Source organism: Nocardia arthritidis NBRC 100137 (assembly GCF_001612765.1).
GTDB classification, from domain to species: Bacteria; Actinomycetota; Actinomycetes; order Mycobacteriales; family Mycobacteriaceae; genus Nocardia; species Nocardia arthritidis.
Genome location: NZ_BDBB01000064.1, coordinates 15594 through 33959 on the forward strand (window position 1 = coordinate 15594; position 18366 = coordinate 33959).

18 protein-coding genes are annotated in these 18366 nt (G+C 67.5%); 12 read left to right on the top strand and 6 right to left on the bottom strand.

The genetic code is table 11. The annotated features are described in order from the left end of the window. The first annotated feature begins 51 nt into the window (after positions 1–51). Both NA8_RS30585 and NA8_RS33280 read left to right on the top strand, forming a co-directional pair. Positions 52–1050 (top strand): Acg family FMN-binding oxidoreductase, encoded by a 999-nt coding sequence (locus tag NA8_RS30585; RefSeq protein WP_063053776.1) that lies wholly within the window; start codon positions 52–54, stop codon positions 1048–1050. A 137-nt stretch (positions 1051–1187) separates the two neighbouring features. Further along, positions 1188–1961, top strand: a complete 774-nt coding sequence (locus NA8_RS33280) for an SRPBCC family protein (RefSeq protein ID WP_174550166.1) — start codon at positions 1188–1190, stop codon at positions 1959–1961. On the opposite strand, the gene NA8_RS30595 is transcribed toward NA8_RS33280, so the two are convergent. Together NA8_RS30595 and NA8_RS30600 are read right to left on the bottom strand one after the other, a co-directional pair. Then, the gene (locus NA8_RS30595; protein WP_063053778.1) at positions 1864–2277 is read right to left on the bottom strand and encodes a DUF302 domain-containing protein; all 414 of its coding nucleotides are present in this window, start codon (positions 2275–2277) and stop codon (positions 1864–1866) included. The genes NA8_RS33280 and NA8_RS30595 overlap by 98 nt on opposite strands. Before the next feature lie 33 nt (positions 2278–2310). Continuing rightward, entirely contained in the window at positions 2311–2580 is a 270-nt protein-coding gene (locus tag NA8_RS30600) for a metal-sensitive transcriptional regulator (RefSeq protein ID WP_063053789.1), read from the bottom strand. A gap of 154 nt (positions 2581–2734) precedes the next feature. On the opposite strand from NA8_RS30600, the gene NA8_RS30605 reads away from it, so the two are divergent. Continuing rightward, a complete protein-coding gene (locus NA8_RS30605; protein WP_063053779.1) occupies positions 2735–3346 on the top strand; it encodes a mycothiol-dependent nitroreductase Rv2466c family protein in 612 nt (203 codons plus the stop codon). Further along, complete coding sequence (locus NA8_RS36000) at positions 3346–3522, top strand: DUF8730 family Cys-rich protein (RefSeq protein WP_501193540.1); 177 nt, start codon at positions 3346–3348, stop codon at positions 3520–3522. The genes NA8_RS30605 and NA8_RS36000 overlap by 1 nt, the downstream gene beginning before the upstream one ends. Before the next feature lie 70 nt (positions 3523–3592). Here the strand turns inward: NA8_RS36000 and NA8_RS30610 are convergent, their stop codons facing one another. The 4 genes from NA8_RS30610 to NA8_RS30625 all read right to left on the bottom strand — a co-directional run bounded on the left by NA8_RS30610 (position 3593) and on the right by NA8_RS30625 (position 8758). Further along, complete coding sequence (locus NA8_RS30610; RefSeq protein ID WP_245664070.1) at positions 3593–5212, bottom strand: ABC transporter permease; 1620 nt, start codon at positions 5210–5212, stop codon at positions 3593–3595. Next, positions 5209–6120, bottom strand: coding sequence for an ABC transporter ATP-binding protein (locus NA8_RS30615; protein WP_063053780.1), 912 nt, complete (start codon positions 6118–6120; stop codon positions 5209–5211). The genes NA8_RS30610 and NA8_RS30615 overlap by 4 nt, the downstream gene beginning before the upstream one ends. Beyond that, positions 6117–7589, bottom strand: a complete 1473-nt coding sequence (locus tag NA8_RS30620; protein WP_245664071.1) for a serine hydrolase domain-containing protein — start codon at positions 7587–7589, stop codon at positions 6117–6119. The genes NA8_RS30615 and NA8_RS30620 overlap by 4 nt, the downstream gene beginning before the upstream one ends. A 182-nt stretch (positions 7590–7771) precedes the next feature. Continuing rightward, entirely contained in the window at positions 7772–8758 is a 987-nt protein-coding gene (locus NA8_RS30625; protein ID WP_157107011.1) for a 1-phosphofructokinase family hexose kinase, read from the bottom strand. A gap of 224 nt (positions 8759–8982) precedes the next feature. Between NA8_RS30625 and NA8_RS34195 the strand changes: the two genes are divergently transcribed. The 8 genes from NA8_RS34195 to NA8_RS30655 all read left to right on the top strand — a co-directional run bounded on the left by NA8_RS34195 (position 8983) and on the right by NA8_RS30655 (position 17989). Beyond that, on the top strand, positions 8983–9156 hold the full coding sequence (locus tag NA8_RS34195) for a hypothetical protein (protein WP_157107012.1): 174 nt from the start codon (positions 8983–8985) through the stop codon (positions 9154–9156). Positions 9157–9273: 117 nt separating this feature from the next. After that, on the top strand, positions 9274–10791 hold the full coding sequence (locus NA8_RS30630; protein ID WP_084467207.1) for a bifunctional aminoglycoside phosphotransferase/ATP-binding protein: 1518 nt from the start codon (positions 9274–9276) through the stop codon (positions 10789–10791). Between the two features lie 159 nt (positions 10792–10950). Further along, positions 10951–11094: a hypothetical protein gene (locus NA8_RS34200; protein ID WP_157107013.1), complete on the top strand. Its 144-nt coding sequence runs from the start codon at positions 10951–10953 to the stop codon at positions 11092–11094. Positions 11095–11114: 20 nt separating this feature from the next. Next, the gene (locus NA8_RS30635) at positions 11115–12551 is read left to right on the top strand and encodes a wax ester/triacylglycerol synthase domain-containing protein (protein WP_169810583.1); all 1437 of its coding nucleotides are present in this window, start codon (positions 11115–11117) and stop codon (positions 12549–12551) included. Between the two features lie 346 nt (positions 12552–12897). Then, positions 12898–13473: a CBS domain-containing protein gene (locus NA8_RS30640; protein WP_063053783.1), complete on the top strand. Its 576-nt coding sequence runs from the start codon at positions 12898–12900 to the stop codon at positions 13471–13473. A 237-nt stretch (positions 13474–13710) separates the two neighbouring features. Next, entirely contained in the window at positions 13711–14595 is an 885-nt protein-coding gene (locus tag NA8_RS30645) for a DUF302 domain-containing protein (RefSeq protein WP_084467209.1), read from the top strand. Further along, positions 14592–17330: a cation-translocating P-type ATPase gene (locus tag NA8_RS30650; protein WP_063053785.1), complete on the top strand. Its 2739-nt coding sequence runs from the start codon at positions 14592–14594 to the stop codon at positions 17328–17330. The genes NA8_RS30645 and NA8_RS30650 overlap by 4 nt, the downstream gene beginning before the upstream one ends. A 104-nt stretch (positions 17331–17434) precedes the next feature. Continuing rightward, the gene (locus tag NA8_RS30655) at positions 17435–17989 is read left to right on the top strand and encodes a flavodoxin domain-containing protein (RefSeq protein WP_063053786.1); all 555 of its coding nucleotides are present in this window, start codon (positions 17435–17437) and stop codon (positions 17987–17989) included. The last annotated feature ends 377 nt before the right edge of the window (positions 17990–18366 follow it).

Consider the following 18366-nt stretch of genomic DNA (forward strand, 5'->3'; position numbering starts at 1 on the left):
CGGGACCTACGACTCCTCCGGACGTCAGGCCACGATCCGTACCGTGACGGTATGAACCAGCTACCGTCCGGAGAGACCATCGAGAAGGCCGTACTGCTCGCCGGCCGGGCGCCTTCGCTGCACAACAGCCAACCCTGGCACTGGGCGTTCGACGGCCACACCCTGCGCCTGTTCGCCGTGCCCGAACGCATGCTCTCGGCGACGGACGCATCCGGCAGGCAGATGCTGATCAGCTGCGGTATCGCTCTGGACCATCTGCGCGCCGCGATGGCGGCCGCGGGCTGGCGCATCCATGTCGCTCGCTTTCCCGACCCGAACCGCCGCGAGCACCTGGCCAACATCACCTTCGAACCGGCGCGGATCGTCACCGAAGCCGACCGTGCCCGCGCCGACGCCATCCTGCGTCGGCACACCGACCGGCTCCCGTTCCAGGCGCCCACCGGATGGCGCGATTTCGAAGAGGTCCTACGGACGACCTTCGATCCCTCAGACGCCACACTCGACGTACTGGGTGACGACAGCCGCCCCAGCTTGGCCCGCGCTTCGGAGATGAGCGCGGCACTGCGCCGCTACGACGCCGGATACCACGCCGAATTGCAATGGTGGACCGGGCACACGATCGGCGACACGGGAGTGCCCGGCGAAGCGCTGATCTCCCAGGACGAGCGGCAGCGAGTGGGCGTGGGCCGCAAGTTTCCCACCACCACCACCGGCGACCGGCGCAGCGAGGTCACCGAGGACCATTCGGTGATCCTCGTGCTGTCCACCGACCGCGACACACCCCAGGACCTGATGCGCTGCGGTGAGGTGTTGTCCACGGTGCTGCTGGAGTGCACCCTCGCCGGGTTCGCGACGTGTCCGTTGACCCATCTGACCGAAGTGCCGCGCAGCCGCGCCGTGGTCGGCGAACTGATCGGGCACTCCGGCGCCCCGCAGGTTCTGATTCGGGTGGGTATCGCGCCCGAATCGGAACGGGGTGTTCCGGCCACGCCACGCCGCCCGCTCGGCGAGATTCTCGAAATGCCCGAATCCTCGCGCGAACCGAATTGATCGTCCGCTGTTGGAACCGGAAATGACGCGATGCGTCATCTCGAGACCCACCCCCTTGGGCACCTGAGCCAGAGGCGTCGGCCAGTCCGCACGCCGCTGCGAGCACACACCTTTCATTCGAGGAGAAGTCGGACGTCATGGACACGACGATGCTTGGCGCGACCGTTCGATCGGCGCTCGGGAGGTTGACCGTAGAACGCCGACGCACCAGATGGTTGACCTGGGGAGCTTCGGGAGAAGAGATCGCACGGGTGATGCCCGGTGACGAGTTGTTGATCGACGCCGATATCGTCTCGACTCGGGCTGTCACGATCCGCGCCGGCGCCGACGCGATCTGGCCGTGGCTGGTTCAACTGGGTCCCGGTCGCGGCGGCGCGTATACCTACGATTGGGTCGAGAACCTTCTCGGCCTCGATATGCACAGCGCCGACGAGATCCTGCCGCAGTTCCAGAACCTCCAGGTCGGTGACAGCTTCCCGCTCGGCGAGTCCGGTCCGCGTATGCGAGTCGCGATTCTCGAAAACGAGCACCATTTGGTCTTCGCTTCCGAAGACGGCCGCTGGGTGTGGGCGTTCGGCCTCTATCCGATGGGTGCAGCCACCCGGCTCGTGAGCCGCAATCGCATCGCGCTGGCGGGCGCGACGGCGTTCACGCGCGCGTTCACCGTGCTCGTGATGGAGCCGGGCAGTCTGGTGATGGAACGGAAAATGCTGCGGGGTATCACGCAGCGTGCGGAGCGACGCCATCGACCGGCGACGCACCGACCAGCCGCCGCTGAACCCGCACGCCGACGGAGATCCCTCCGCAGGCTCGTCAGAGCAGATGAGTCGCGGCGCTCAGGGACTCGATGGCAGCCTCTAGCTTGGCGGCGGCACGGCTGGCCACCGGTTGCAGAGCCGGTTCATTCGTGACCTGAACCATCAGTTGCGGATTCATTGCCTCGACGATTACCTCGGACTCGGACTCGGGGTTGCGGCGCACGACGACGTTGCAGGGCAGCAGGAGCCCGATCTGCCGGTCGACGCCGAGGGCGTCGTGGGCCAAGGGTGGATTGCAGGCGCCGAGGATGAGGTAATCCTCCATGTTCTCGTCGAGTTTGGCTTTCAAGGTGGCTCGGACGTCGATCTCGGTGAGAATGCCGAAACCTTGCTCGCTCAACGCGGCCCGAGTCCGGTCGACGGCGTCGTCGAAGCTTGTGTGCAGAGTGGTGGAAAGTCCCAGATTCATTGTGCGGTCCTTTCGTGAGGGGGTGATCGCGAGTCAGGCCAGAGTCAGGAACAGCTTCTCCAGCTCGTCGACCGTCATCGGCTTCTGACCGTCGGCGGATCGGCCGGCGAGGCATTCACGCAGTCCGGTCGCGACGATCTTGAATCCGGCGCGGTCGAGCGCACGGGAAACCGCAGCGAGTTGGGTGACCACATCCTTGCAATCACGCCCCTGCTCGATCATGGCGATGACGCCGGCGAGCTGACCGTGCGCCCGCCGCAGCCTGTTGAGTGTTTCGGTGATTGCTGTTTCGTCGCCGACCATGGTTGCGCCTTCCTTCTTCGCCATCCCTGCCATAATACCCCGAGGGGTATGTTGAGACACGGAGGAGCTTTCCACTATACATACGGGTGGGGGTATATTTACCGAGGTAGAATACCCCACCGGGTATCTACCACCCCACGACAGGAGGACTTCGGTGGCAGAAATCGATCTATACGTGGATCCTGTGTGCCCGTTCGCGTGGGTGGCTGCACAGTGGCTGCTCGACAGTGCCACCGCCGAGCACGTCGTGACTTTGCGGTCGATGAGCTTGGCCGTGCTCAACGGCGATCACGACGTCGATGCCGACCACGCCCCGATGATCGTCCGATCGCGTCGGGTCGGCCGCGTGTTCGCCGCCGCGGTGCAGCAACACGGCCAGACCGCGTTCACCCCGCTCTACCTCGAATTCGCTCAGCGGTTGCATACGCGCGGCCAGCACGCCGACGACGCGCTGGCCGCCGCGCTGGCCGCGAGCGGCCTCGACGACAAGTTGATCGAAGCCCTCGATGACGCCCGTTACGATGCCGCGGTCGCCCATGCCCATCAGGTGAGCCAAACAGCGCTCGGCGGCCGCAGCGGCAGCCCCATCATCAGCATCGACGGCCACGTCTTCAGCGGTCCGGTCTTGACCGAGCCGCCCCGGCCGGGACACGCCGCCGAGCTGCTGGCCGCCGTCATCACCGCGGCCTCCACTCCCGGATTCGCCGCCATGCAGCGTCCCTACCAGGGCCCGCCCACTTTCGCAGCCCCGGAAGAACAACGCTGATGTGCTTTCCTATCAAGTGCCGTGTCTGCGGCAAGACCACCTGGGGCGGCTGCGGCGAGCACATCGACGCCGTCCGCACCGCCACTGCACCAGACCAGTGGTGCCCCGGACACGACGAGGACCGCATCTCGAACCGTGCTCCCGCGCAGCGTCTCCGTCGCTTGCGGCTGCGCTGAGCGGCCGCTCCGAAAGGTCGCCGTCGCCCGCGGGAAAGACATACCAGGTCGGTGCCCGACGGTAGTGCTGTCAATACCCGACGTCTCGGCGGCGGAAACCGATGAGACCTATCACCAGCCCGGCCAGGGCGGTCAGGGTGATCACCGATATCGGCCCGGCAGTGACGGTTTGGAGTGGCGCCTTCGGAATGTGCGTAAACGGTGAGGCGTCGTCGAACAAACCGGGCAGATCGAAGGCGGCCGTGAAGAGCAGCGCCACGGCGCAGTAAGCGAAGGCAGCCCATGCCATCGTCACCGCCGCTCTCGGCACCCAGCCGACGCACACCGCCGCGACCGCGACCAACGCCCAGACGGCAGGCAGATACACCAGCGCCACGCCGGTCATGCGCGATACCTGGCTGATATCCGAGATCGTCAGACCATAGGTGAGACCCACGCCGAAACCCCCGATGGCCAGCAGCAGAACACCACCCCCCAACGCCATTGTGAGGTGACTCGCCAGCCAGCGATGCCGGCTGACCGGCGCGGCCAGAAGTGGTTCGGCTCGCCCCGCGCTCTCCTCGCCGCGGGCGCGCAATACGCCGGCCACTCCGAACGCGGCGCTGAGCACTGCGACGATCGAAACCGTCAAGGACAGATACGAATTCACCGCATCGGCGGCGCCGCCGGGAAGGTATGCGGCGATCTCGGGATTATCGGCAAGATAGTCCTCGATACTGTCGGCGAAAGAACCATATGCGGCCCCCAGCGCGAAAATGCCCACGGCCCATCCGCCCAGCGAACCGCGCTGCAACCGCCAGGCCAGGCCCAGCGGTGAGCCGAGCGTCCAGGACGCGGTCGCAGGCCCGGTGCCGTACGGAAACAGTCCCGCGCCGAAGTCGCGTCGATCCAGTAACGCGAATGCCATGGCGACCAGGGCGAGTGTCGTGGCGGCGAACAGCAGCACCGTCCACCAGCGGTCGCCCACGTACGGGTAGCTGCGCTGTCCCCATCCGATCGGTGAAGCCCAGGAAACGGCCCCATTGCCCACATCGCCGATCGCGCGCGCCACGTACGCTGCTGCCAGAGCGAGGCCGACCGCCCCGTAGACGCTGCGCGGGTTCTCGAAAATCTGCGCGGCGACGGCGGTGACGGCGGCGAATGTGACACCTACGCACCCGGTGACGACTCCCAATAGCAGTGAACCCGTTATCGGCAGCCCGGTGCCGGCCGCGGCGGCGAAGACCACCAGCGCGACGGCGAGATCGGCCAGTCCGGCCAACGCCAGCCCGGCGACGGCGGGCGCTCGGCGCCCCACTCGCGCCGAACGGAGCAGTTCCGCCCGCCCGGTCTCCTCGTCCGAGCGGGTATGCCTGCCGACAAGAAACATATTCATCAACACGACAACCACAGCCAGGTACGCGAAGATCTCGAATACGATTTCTCCGCCGATGGTTGTCAGCAGTCGGGTCGGCCCGCCCATGGCGACCGTGGCAGCACTGGCACTCATCGTCTCGCGCAGCTGCGCGAGCTTCTGCGGTGTGTCGTAGAAGCGCTGACTACCGAGGGACTGGAAAACCAGCAGAGCGGCGGCACCCAGCAGCCAGCACGGCAGCGAGAACCGCTCGCGCCGCAGCGCGAAGCGCAGCAGCGTGCCGGCTCCGGAAAGATTCTCCCTTATCAGCGGGCGCGAGATCATGACGGTGTTCACCGGTTCTCCTCGGCAGGTGTGGCGGCGGACCCGTAGTGGCGCAGGAAGATGTCCTCGAGTGTCGGCGGCGTGCTGGTCAGGCTGCGCACGCCGAGGTCGGCGAGTACACGCGTCACGGTGTCGAGCTCGGCCGTGTCGACGTCGAACTTCGCCCGAGTACCGTTGCGGACGAGGTCGTGCACTCCAGACACCGCGGCCAACCCCGTCACCGGTCGGATTGTTTCCACGGTGATGGTGGTGCGGGTCAGATGCCGCAGCTCGGACAGGGTGCCGCTTTCCACGGTACGTCCCTGCCGGATGATGCTCACCCGATCGCACAGTGCCTCCACCTCGGCCAGAATATGACTGGACAGCAGGACGGTCCTGCCCTCGTTCTTCGATTCGGAGATGCAGCGCTGGAATTCGGCCTCTTTCAACGGGTCGAGACCTACGGTCGGTTCGTCGAGCAGCAGCAGCTCCGCATCCGAGGCCAGCGCCGCGACAAGGGCGACCTTCTGACGATTGCCCTTCGAATAAGCGCGCGCTTTCTGGTGCGGGTCGAGATCGAATCGCTCCAGCAGCTCGTCGCGACGGCGCCGGTCGATCCCGCCGCGCAGCCGCCCCATGAGGTCGATGACCTCACCGCCGGTGATGCCGGGCCAGAGAAGGACTTCACCGGGCACATAGGCCAGCCGGGCGTGCAGCGCGACCGCCTCGGTCCACGGGTCACCGCCCAGCATGCGCACCGTCCCGGCATCGGCGCGCAGCAGGCCCAGCAGTATCCGGATCGTCGTCGTCTTGCCCGAACCATTCGGACCCAGGAACCCGTGTACCTCACCGCTGTCGACGGTCAGATTCAGGCCGTCGAGCGCCTTCGCGGGGCCGAATGACTTCGTCAGACCGGTGATCTCGATCGCAGGCTCGTTCATCGGAGCGTCCTTCTCACTCGGTGCGCCAACGGAGTCCTTGCCCTACCCATGGTCATAGGGTGCAGATCGAAGTGCATCCGCGTCGTGCCGGCGCCGCGCTCGCGGCTGAACAGAATCCTGCCGGTACCGATACCCCACCGGGTCAGATCGATGCGGAAAGCAAAGGGATCATCCGGGTCGTCAGGGTGCAAGGGCAGCCCGCGCAACAGGGCGGGAACCGGAGTGAGCACCCGTAGTACGGGCTGACCACCGATGATGAGTACTTCGACGCCCGCTCCCACCATAGAACGGGCGCGGACTTCGGTGAGCGCCCCGGGCAACGGGTAGAACCCGCAGATTTCGGACCAGATTTCGGGCCGGTGCGCGACGTCGTCACGGATCACCGGTTGCGCCACACCGAGTAGGTCGTGCAGTAGCGTCGAGGTCTCCGCCGGAAGCCAGAGCATGGCGCGATGCCCGCCGGTGACGAAGACGGCGATGCCCAGTCCAGCGTCGGGAGCCAGCCACATTTGAGAGTTGAACCCTGGCAGGATGCCCTGATGCTCGATCACCCGATGGTTCCCGGCCTGGCCACGGAAGAAGCCGAGGCCCATTCCGGGAACACGCGGATCGGGCTGATATTGCGGTGCGAACATCCGCGCCAGCGTTGATGATTCGAGCACAGATCCGTATTCGTTGCGGCCACCGCCCAGCAGTGCGGTGAGATACCGGCTCATGTCTCGCGCAGTGGAATAGACAGAGGCCGCGCCGGCGGTGATCATCTCGCGATGTGTGATCTCCTCCGGGCCGTGCGTGCGCATTGTGTATCCGACCGCTCGGCGCGTCGGTGCGAACGCGGGCGGAGTGAGACCGGTGTCGGACATACCCAGCGGCAGGAAGATCCGCTCACGCAGATAGTCGGCGAGCGGGACACCGCTGACGTCGGCGACGATCTGGCCCAGGGTGGCGTAGCCATGGTTGGTGTAGGTCCACCGGGTGCCGGGCTCGGCGTGAACGCGCAGTCCGCGACGGTAGTACTGCGACAGCGGCGGCACGGGATCTCCCGGCGCGACACTCTCTCCGAAATCGGGCTGCAACACCCGCCGAGGATGGGCCGTCTCACCGACCCCCGAGGTGTGAGTCAGAAGGTGACGCACCGTCACCGGGCCGAACCTGGGATCGGTGGGGACCAGACGATAGGCACGCAGGTAGGCGCTCGCCGGTGCGTCCAGGTCGATCACGCCGCGCTCCCACAGCTGCATCACGGCGATCGCGGTGAATGTCTTGGTGATGGACGCGATCCGGAAGATCGTGTCCTCGGTGACCGGGCGATTGCGGGAGATGTCGGCCAAGCCATGGCCGGTGAACTCCATCCGGCCGTCGCGCACGACGGCGACGGCGGCGCCGACAACTGCCCGACGATTGAATACGGGTCCGATCCGGTTGGCCATTCGAATGCCCTCGTTCGCCTGCACGGCTTCTCCATTCACTCGCTGCCCTCCGTCGGGCACTGTCAGCCTGCGTTTTCCACGAACGCCGTGGAGGAGGAAATCGGCTCCGAGTCCGGGCCGAAGGCCCCCTGCTCACCCGGATACCTGCGGATCAGCACGGCCGCGCGCCCCGCCACGCGCGTCCACCGACGAACCTGCCGCGCGGGGCGCGGGGATGACGGCTACCGCAACCGCGGGGCCGCCGGCCGGGGCAGATCATCGACGTCGTCGGCAGAGCCCTTGTCGCGCAGCAGCTCTCGGTACAGCTGCGCGATGTGCTCGGCGCGTCCTGGGCCGGTACCCGTCGTGGCGAGCGCCGCGGTGGCCGCCGCGATACCCAGACGCACCGCGTCGGCCGGTTCGTATCCCCGCGCCAGGCCCACCGTGACGCCGCCGACCATCGCATCGCCCGCGCCGATCCCGCTGCGCACCCGTGCGGGCACGGCCGCGAACCACTCGTGGGATGCCCGCGTCACCAGCAGCGCTCCGGCGGCGCCGAGGGATAGCAGCACGATCTCCGTCATCCCGGCGGTGATGAGGCGGCGGGCCTGTGCCAACTGTTCGGCGCGATCGACCAGCGGATGCCCGGCGTAGTCGCCGAGTTCCCGCACGCTCGGCTTGATCAGGTAGACGCCGCGGCGCACGCTACGCAGAGCGATGCCGGAGGTATCCAGCACCACACGCACACCGAGGTCGCCGACGAGATCGGTGAGGATTTGATAGAAGTCCGGGGACGCACCGGGCGGGAGGGTTCCGCTGGCCACGAGGTAGTCCGCGCCGCTCACCGCACGTTCGACCGCCACCAGACAGCGATGCTGTTCCGGATCGGTGAGCCGAGGCCCCGGAAAGACGAACCGATACTGCTCACCGCTCGTGGTGTCGGTAACCGAGAGATTCTCCCGGGTGAATTCGGCCACCGGCACCGGCCCTGGCGGCACTCCGGCGTCGCGCACCAACTGCTCGAGCAGCCGCCCGGGCGGGCCGCCGGTGGGAAATACCGCCGTCACCTCGACATCCAGTTCGGCCACCGTACGCGCGACATTGATACCACCGCCACCGGGGTCGTAGCGTGGTGCCGCACAGCGCATTTTGTCCGTCGGTACCACTTCGGCGACGCGGGTCGCGAGATCGATCGCGGGATTCATCGTCAATGTCACGATCCGGCTCACCAACGCCTCCTCGATCGTCGTTTCCCGACAACCCCCGTCTCTGCCCGGCAAGCTGTCCGCCTGGGGATCCCGTCGCTGTCCGGTACCGGTTACTCTGCCCATTCGCGGTCGAGCGAAGCAGAGTCGGCGGCCCCTCAGGTGCTGGGACCTAAGTCCTCAGCTCGAATTCGTCATGGGGCCGTCGACGGCGCCAATGTGAACAGGGCTTCATCCTCCCGCGCGAAATGCAGGGTGAGGATGGCGTCCAACCCGTAGGGGGTGGCGCGCAGGTCATCGAACTGGTCGGCACGCAGGCCCTGCGGCGCGTCGTCGAGGTGGCGGCCCACTCGGCGGATGTGGCGTTCGATTTCGGTGTGTTCGCGACTCTCGTCACCATGGCCTCCGGATCGCGGAAGTAACTGGACGCCGCTGGATACAGCCCCGACGGTGTCTGCGCGGGCAGGCCATTGGACCCTAGGCAGCGGCGCCCGCCGAGGCGACGCTGGAGATCAACTCTTCTACGAGAGGCAGTCCTCATGCTCGATGTCTCGGCCCTGCGTACCGCCCTCCACACCACCCACGAACCATTCGCGCAGCTGCGCGAGACGCATACCGGACTGGTCGTGCTGTGTGGAGATCGCGCCTACAAGGCCAAGAAACCGGTCGTCACCGACTTTCTCGATTTCGGCACGCCGGAGAACCGGGAGCGGGCCTGCGCTCGCGAACTCGAGTTGAACCGGCGCCTGGCACCCGACGTCTATCTCGGCCTGTCCCATCTGACCGACCCGCAAGGCGGCGCCGCGGAACCGATCATCGTGATGCGCCGGATGCCGGACGCGCTGCGCTTGTCCACCACCCTCGCGGACCACACCCGGCCGACGACCGAACTGTCCGAACTGGCGGAAACTCTGGCGCGCTTCCACGCGGGGGCACGGCGCGGCGCCGATATCGACCGCGCGGGCAGTCCGGATCAGCTGCGACGGCGTTGGGACACGCTGTTGCGGCCCTTGCGCGAACGCCCACGACCGGCGAACGATCACGCCGTACTCGCTCACGCCGGACACCTGGCGATGCGCTTCATCGACGGCCGCGCCGCCTTGCTGAGCCAACGCATCGCCGACGGCCGGATCATCGACGGCCACGGAGATCTGCTCGCCGAGGACATCTTCGTGCTGCCGGACGGCTTCCGGATCCTGGACTGTCTCGACTTCGATGACGAGCTGCGCTCCGTCGACGGCCTCGACGACGCCGCTTTCCTGGCGATGGATCTCGAGTTCCTGGGTTTTCCGAAAGAATCGAACTCCTTCCTGAACGACTACCTGCACGCGGCGGGCGATTCGCCTCCGCCGTCGCTTCGGCATCACTACATCGCTTATCGGGCGATGGTCCGCGCGAAGACCGACCACATCCGGGCCGATCAGGGAGATCCGGCAGCGGCCGGTCGCGCCGAGCGACATCTCGAACTCGCTGTCGAGCACCTCACACAGGGCGCTGTCCGTCTCGTCCTCGTCGGCGGCCTACCCGGCACCGGGAAGTCGACGGTCGCGGCCCGTTTGGCGGCCGCGACCGGCGCAGTCGCCCTCTCCAGCGACAGCGTGCGCGTCGGTCTGCGCGCCACGGGATCCATCGCCGGCGACGCTGGAGTCTTCGCAGCGGGCGCCTACCGGCCCGCCGCGAAGGAATTGGTGTATACGCGGATGCTGGCCGAGGCCAGGGATCTACTGGAGCACGGAGTCTCGGTGGTTCTCGACGCCAGCTGGACCGACGCGGACCAGCGCGCCCGCGCCGCCACCGTGGCCGAGGAGACTCATAGCGATCTCCTGCCGCTGCGGTGCGCCTGCCCCAAGGCCCTCGCGGCCGAGCGTATCGGCGCCAGACCCGATGGCGACTCGGACGCCACCCCTGCGATCGCGGACTCCTTGGCAGCCGCGGCGGCACCGTGGCCCGAGGCCATCACGCTCGACACCACACGCCCGATCGAAACATCGGTAGCCACAGCACTGACCGCTTGGCGCGGCGTGACAGACTCGGTCCCCGCCACCCGGCCGGGGTGAGCAACTCCCGCCACGCCGAGTCAGCGGTAACACGCCCGCGGATCGTCGAGGCTTCGGCCGCAGCCCATCCGAACCAAGGCCGGACAGAGGACAAAGGACCTCCGGATAGGGGTCTTCGTCATCGGTCGCCGCCGAACGGGAGTGAGCAGACTGAACGGTATGAAAACCGTTCCGATCCCCGGTCTGTCGACGGTGCGCAGGATGTCGGCCGCGCGGTATTCGTGGCAGGTCCTGTACGTCGCGGGCAGAGCAGAAACCGGAGAAAGCTCTGCGTGGCACGAAGCGGACGAAGGCGGCGGGTGATGGACTCGCGGGAATCCCACATGTCGCAGTCGGATTTGTTCTCGTGGAACATGGAGCGTGATCCGGTCCTGCGCTCGACGATCGTGTCGCTTCTGGTCCTCGATACCGAACCGGACTGGGACCGCCTGCTGCGGACGATGGATCGCGGCACGCGCGTCGTGCCCCGGTTGCGGCATCGGCTGGTCGCCACACCGCTCGGCCTCGCCCCGCCACGGTGGGCACTCGATCCCGATTTCGACCTGTCCTGGCATGTGCGACGAGCCGCGCTGCCGGCGCCGGCGAACATGCCCGCGCTACTGGAATTCGCCCGAACCGAGGCCATGACCGGGTTCGATCCGGCCCGGCCGCTGTGGCGTTCGACGTTGCTCAGCGGTCTGAACGGCGCCGGATGCGCCCTCGTGCTGACGGTGCACCACAGTCTCACCGACGGCATCGGCGGCATTCGGATCGCCACCTCGCTGCTCGACTTCGACCGCGCGGGCACCGACCATGGTCATCCGCCCGAGCCGCTCGACGACCACGTCGGCGCGCTGCGCGACATCGCCGCGTGGAACTTGTCGGTGGGCTCCGATCTTCTTCGGAGCGGGATGCGTTCGGCATCGCCGACGGCATGGCGAGCCCTCCGCAATCCCGCACGGGTGGTGCGCGAGGGCGCCGCGCTGGCGAACTCGCTGTTCCGCTTGGCCAGGCCCATCACCACGACGCTCTCCCCCGTTATGACCAGGCGCAGTCTCGGTCGCCGGGTGGCGGTCCTCGACGTGCCCCTCGAAGACCTGCGCCGCACCGCGCGGGCCGCGGACTGCACTCTCAACGACGCATTCCTGACCGCGGTGGTGATCGGATTGCGCGTGTATCACGCACGGCACGGCGCGGCGCTCGAACAGCTACGGGTCACGATGCCGATCAGTCTTCGCACTCCCGACGACCCGCTCGGCGGGAACCGCATCACCCTCGCTCGCTTCGCGTTACCGGTCGGCATCGCCGACACCACGGATCTCATGCGCGCGGTCGATGTCGCGGTCCGGGGTTGGCGAGGTGAACCGGCGATACCGCTGTCGGGTGCCGTCGCAGCGGCGCTGAACCGATTGCCCGCAGGGCTACTGACCGAAATGCTCAAACACGTCGACTTCGTCGCCTCCAACGTCCCGGGCTCCCCCGTGCCTCTTTATATCGCCGGGGCGCGGATCGACCGGATGTATTCCTTCGGTCCCACCATCGGTACGGCCGTCAATGTGACCCTGACCTCGCACGCCGGGACCTGTTATGTAGGAATCAATGTCGACACGGCCGCGATCCCGGACGCCGAAACCCTGACCGAGTGTCTCACCGCCGGCTTCGGGGCCGTGCTCGCTCTCAACCGCGAGCACGAACGGGCCCCGGTCCCGAACATCGGAAAGAACTCCGTCGATCAACGCACACGGGCCGGCCGACCGGCACCTCATCCGGGACCCGGATGAGCCGGACACACGTCAGGCTTCGGGTTCGAACCGGCGAGTTCGGCGTCATCGACCCGCACGCACGAGACCGGCAGGACGATATGCCTGCCGGACCCCGCATAGGGACCGGGTCCTGGTCCGGCGCGGGGACATTGGTCCCGGGCAGGGAGGGCAGGACGCCTCTGACGGAAGCGCTGGAGCCCCGGCACGCTGGACATATGTCAACGGACTCGTCGCCCGCGGTGGCCAACCATCTCGGGCGCGACACGACCGGCCGGGGTGCGGCTATGCCTTCGGCCCTACGCGATCGTGCGCGCACCACCCGGTGCGCGGCGGCCCCGGACACCGCAGGAATGGAGTGATACCGATGCGTGCACGTGATGTCCTCAGCCGGCCAGTCGTGTCGGTACGGCCGGGAACATCGTTGCGGGAGGCCACAGCCCTGCTGACCGCGCACGGCTTCGCCGCGCTCCCGGTCGTCGACGAGCAAGGCCGCGTGGTCGGGGTGGTCTCCGAATCGGATGCGCTGGCAGCCGATCTCGGTATGGACGCCACAGTGCAAGCGGTGATGTCGGCTCCGGTCGAGGTGGTCACACCCGCCACCGACACCGCGACGATCGCCTCCCGCATGCTCGCCGGGCATCTTCGGTCGATGCCGGTCGTCGAGGCCGGTCTACTCGTCGGGATCGTGTCTCGTCGCGACCTGTTGCGCACTTTGATCAGCGATGACGCCACCATCGAGTCGAAGATACGTGCACTGCTGGACGACTACGCGGGCAGCCGTCGGCAGTGGTCGATAGACGTTCTAGACGGAGCCGTGACCGTTCGCGGCATCTTCGCCGATCCGCGTGAACAACAGATCATCGCCGCTCTCACCCACACCGTCGACGGTGTGGAACACGTCGACGTGGTCGATGACGCCAGGATGATGCCCGACCGGTGAACGAAACCCTGTTCCGCGCATCCCGACTCCCAGTCATCGCTCCGGCCCGCTGTAATCGGTCGCCGACACGCCCCACCCCAGCCGACCGCTCGTGCGGGGCGTGGTGACTTCCTGCCCGCGAGTTCCGGCGCTTCCCGTATTCGACCGCGGAGTACCCACCAGACCAGGACCTTTGTCCCTGGGCGATGGCAACCGGTAGAGCGCACGCTGATCACGGAATGAACCGAGGAGGGTTCGATGCGATACCAGGTGGCCTTGGTCGAGTCGGCGCCGGAGGCAGTGCTGCGGGTGCCGCGCGAGATCCGTCTACAGCCGGACCTTCTCGGTGCGGACATCAGCGAGGGAATGCGGGAAGTGACCCTGATCGTGCAGCGTGCGGGCCTGACCGCCAGCGGAGCGCCCACGATCACATTCCGCGACGGCATGCGCGCCGACGAGGCGGTCACGGTGGAATTCGGCGTCCCGGTGGAGCCCGCCCCCAAACTCGGTCCGAGTTTCGGAGCGCAGGTGGTCGTCATGCCGGAAACGCTGGTCGCCCGCACCTGCCACCGTGGCAGTTACAGTCATCTCGGCGCGGCTTATCAGGCGCTGGAGCAGTGGATGCGCGAGGCGGGCTATCGCGCGATCGGCCCATCGACCGAGGCTTACCTGATCGGTCCCGACGAGGTGAGCGACCCACATCAGTTGCTCACCGAGGTCCGTTTGCCGGTCGTCCCGGTCTCGGCCATCACAGTCCATCTCGACGCGCCGTTCGGCATCGCGGTCGAACGCACCCGGGAGGCGCTGCGACACTACGGGCTGGTCATCACGGCTGAAGCAGACATGCAGGCCACACTGCGCGAGAGCATCGGCGAAGACGTCGGAAACTACCTTCTTCTGCAGATCTGCGATCCCGAGCTGACCTATCGAGCGCTGACGGTCGACGGCCAGGCGGGTCTGGTGCTGTCGTCCAGTGTGGCGGTGCGCTCGATCGGTACCGGCGCGATGGCCGAAGTCATCGATCCCGAGGTGCTGGTCCGCGCCGCCGCTCGCCCGGAGCTGCGCCCGGTCGCCGGTGAAATGCGACGGCGGCTCACCTCCGCCCTGGACAGCCTCCGAAACAAAGCGTCGGCAATCTCGTGACCGACTTGGCCGAGGCCGAACCCGGTCTGCGGATCGATCCCACCGAGCGGATCGATCTGCTGCTGCGCGATCTGCGCGGCAGCCGCGGCGGGCTCACCACTCGCGAGGCGCAACGGCGTCTGATCCATTACGGGCCCAACAGGCTGCGACGGCGGGGCCGACGAACCTGGCCGAGGGAGCTGGCTCGGCAGTTCACCCACCCGCTCGCGCTGTTGCTGTGGGCGGCGGCCCTTCTTGCCGGGGCGGTCGGCATCGTCCCGGTCGCGATCGCGATCGTGGTCGTCGTCCTGATCAACGCGGGGTTCGCGTTCGCCCAGGAACGGCACGCCGAGCAGGCGGTGGAGGCCCTGGCCGCCTACCTGCCGATGCGGGCGAAAGTCGTGCGGGACGATCAGGCCACCGAGATCGAGACGACCGATGTCGTGCCGGGAGACGTCCTGGTCATCGCGGAGGGCGATCGGATCTGCGCGGACGCGCGGCTGATCGACGGCGGCATCGAGGTGGATCTGTCGGAATTGACCGGCGAATCGATGCCCGTCTACCGCAGCGCCGACGCCGTCGATGCCGGGGTGCCGCTGGCGCAGGCGCGCGAACTGGTCTTCAGTGGCACCTCCTGCACCGAAGGCGAGGCCCGCGCGATCGTCTTCGCCACCGGCATGCATACCGAGCTGGGCCGCATCGCGGCCTTGTCGGAGCGTGTCGAGCGCGACGAGAGTCCCCTCGAACATCAAGTGCGCCGCGTGGCGTGGTTGATCGCACTGATCTCCGTCCTGCTCGCGGCGGCGTTCATCCCGCTCGCGATGCTCGGCGCCGGACTGTCCCCGATCAACTCCGTGGTCTTCGCCGTCGGATTGCTGGTGGGCAACGTCCCGGAGGGACTGTTGCCGGTGATCACCTTGGCGCTGGCAATCGGTGTGCGCGATCTGGCGCGCCGCGGCGCGGTGGTCAAACGACTGAGCGCCGTGGAGACCCTCGGTTCCACCGATGTGATCTGCACGGACAAGACCGGCACGCTCACCGAGAACCGCATGCGGGTTGTCACGATCGACACACTGACCGGAGCGCACGAACCCGACGCTTCGTCCGGGAAGCACGATTCCACGCTGACCCGGATGGCCAGAGCCATGATCGCATGCAACAACGCTCGCCTCGGCGACCCCGGACCCGCTGTCGGTGACCCCACCGAGCTGGCGCTCCTCGCCGCGGCCTCGGTCCTGGGCGAGCCTGTCCGTACCGACGACCGGGAACGCTTCCGGAAACGCCTGTTCCACTTCGACCCGGTGCGCAAACGGATGTCGACCGTCGATGCCGACGAGTCCGGTCGGCTGTGTGTGCACTCCAAAGGAGCACCGGAATCGCTGCTGCCGCTGTGCACCGCCGAACTCGCCGCCGACGGCAGTATCCGACCGCTGACTCCGCAACGCCGCGAACGGCTCGCCGAGCTCGTCGAATCCCGGGCCCGGCAGGGGCTGCGGCTGCTCGCCCTCGCCGAGCGCGACCTCGCGGGCTGTGCCACCGCCCCGCGGGACCGGGAACAGGCCGAAAGGGATCTGGTCCTGCTCGGCGTGGTCGCCATGGAGGATCCACCCCGGCCCGAGGTCGCCGAAGCCGTGCGGCTGTGCCACGCCGCAGGCATCCGCATCATCGTCATCACCGGCGATCACGGGTTGACCGCGGCGGCGGTCGCCGCACAGATCGGCATCACGCGTGCAACACCGACCGTGATCACCGGTACGGACCTCGAGCGAATGAGCGAAGCCGATCTGGACGAGCTGCTGGCGGGTCCGACCGAACTCATCTTCGCCCGCTCCTCGCCCGAGGCCAAACTGCGCATCGCCGACGCGCTGCGCGCCGCAGGCCACGTCGTGGCCATGACCGGTGACGGCGTCAACGACGCGCCCGCGCTCCGGCGCGCGGACATCGGTGTGGCGATGGGCCGCTCGGGTACCGACGTGGCGCGCGAGGCAGCCACCATGGTGCTCACCGACGACAACTTCGCCACCATCACAGCGGCCATCCAGGCAGGGCGGCGGGTCTACGACAACATCCGCAAGTTCATCTGCTACATCTTCGCCCACACCACCCCGGAGGTCACTCCGCTGCTGGTGTTCGCGCTCTCCGGCGGCGCGATACCGTTGCCGCTGACCGTGATGCAGCTGCTGGCCTTCGACGTCGGCACCGAGACCCTGCCCGCACTGGCGCTCGGACGGGAGGCGGCCGAACCCGGCCTGATGCACCGGCCACCCCGCAAACGCAGCGAGTCGGTGATCCGCACGCCGATGCTGCTGCGCGCGTGGCTGTTCCTCGGAGTGATCGCGGCGGTCCTCGCCATGACCGGCTTCTTCTTCGTGCTGCTCCAAGGCGGTTGGCACCCAGGCGACCCCACCGGACCGGGCACGCCGCTGCACCACACCTATCAGCAGGCGACCACGATGACCTTCTTCGGCCTGGTCGCCGGCCAGATCGGCACCGCGTTCGCCGCGCGCACCGACCGTGCCTCGCTGCGCTCCATCGGCGTCCTGTCCAATCGCTTGCTGTTGTGGGGGATCGTCTTCGAACTCGCCCTGGCAGCGGTGATCGTCTACGTCCCGGTGCTGCAGGGCCTGCTCGGAACAGCCGCCCTGACGCCCGCCATGCTCGCGTTCACACTGCCATACCCGTTCCTCGTCTGGGGCGCAGACGAGTTCCGGCGCTGGTTGCTGCGCCGCCGCTCGACCCTGCCGGATCGAGCCTGAGCAGCCGTCGGCAGCTCCGAGGGCCGCCCGCAGTGACCATGGTCCACTCGGCTCGGGCACGAGTCCTCTCACCGAGAGCGACGGACCGGAGGACCATTTTCGGCATGGACCAGGACAAACACCGCATCGCAGTCGTCTACGCGACCGAACAGGGATCGACCCGTGACATCGCCGAATTCATCGGCACCGAACTGGCGGGTCGCGACGCCGTGGTCGAACTCGCCGATATCGACCACGCGCCCGATCTGTCCAATTTCGACACACTCGTGCTCGGCAGCGCAGTGCACAACATGAAACTCCTGCCTCCAGTCGCCGACTACGTGCACGCCCACCACGACGAGCTGACGAGAAAAGACGTCTGGCTGTTCAGTGTCGGCCTCGCCCCGGCGCTACGCGGCCCGATCGGCCGTCGACTCGCGCGATTCGTCCCGAAGAAGATCGCCGGACTGCGCGATTCGATCATGGCGCACGACTACCGGGCGTTCGCCGGACGGTACGACGGCGAAGGCATCTCACTGCGCACTCGCCTGCTCTACCGGCTGCTCGGCAAAGGACGGTACGGAGATCTGCGTGACTGGGCGGCGGTCCGTTCGTGGACCGACACCATCGCCCGCAATCTTCGGCTGCCGCCTGCTCGTTCCACCACCATCACTCCGTGAGCGGAGCACCACAACACCCCGGACTCATCGGTAGGTCGACAGCGAGCGCCACAGGGCAACCCCTGCCGCCCCGCGTCGACGGAATCGGAGATCAGCGGCGAGCCCAGTCCGCTTCCGCAGCTGTCCCCGCTCGTACGACCACCGCGCTGGACATTGAGCCACGTTGCACCACAGTACATTTCAGTTCCTACTCACCACCCTGGACGGCACCCGATGATGCGTCAGACCTTTCCGCTCGGCCGAATCGCCGGCATTCGCCTCGGCGCCCACTGGTCGGCGCTGGTCACCGTGGGACTGTTCACCTGGGTTCTGGGCTCGTATCTGACCGGCACCGCCGCCGCTGCGGCGGTGTGGGCCACGGCCGTCGCCGGGGCCAT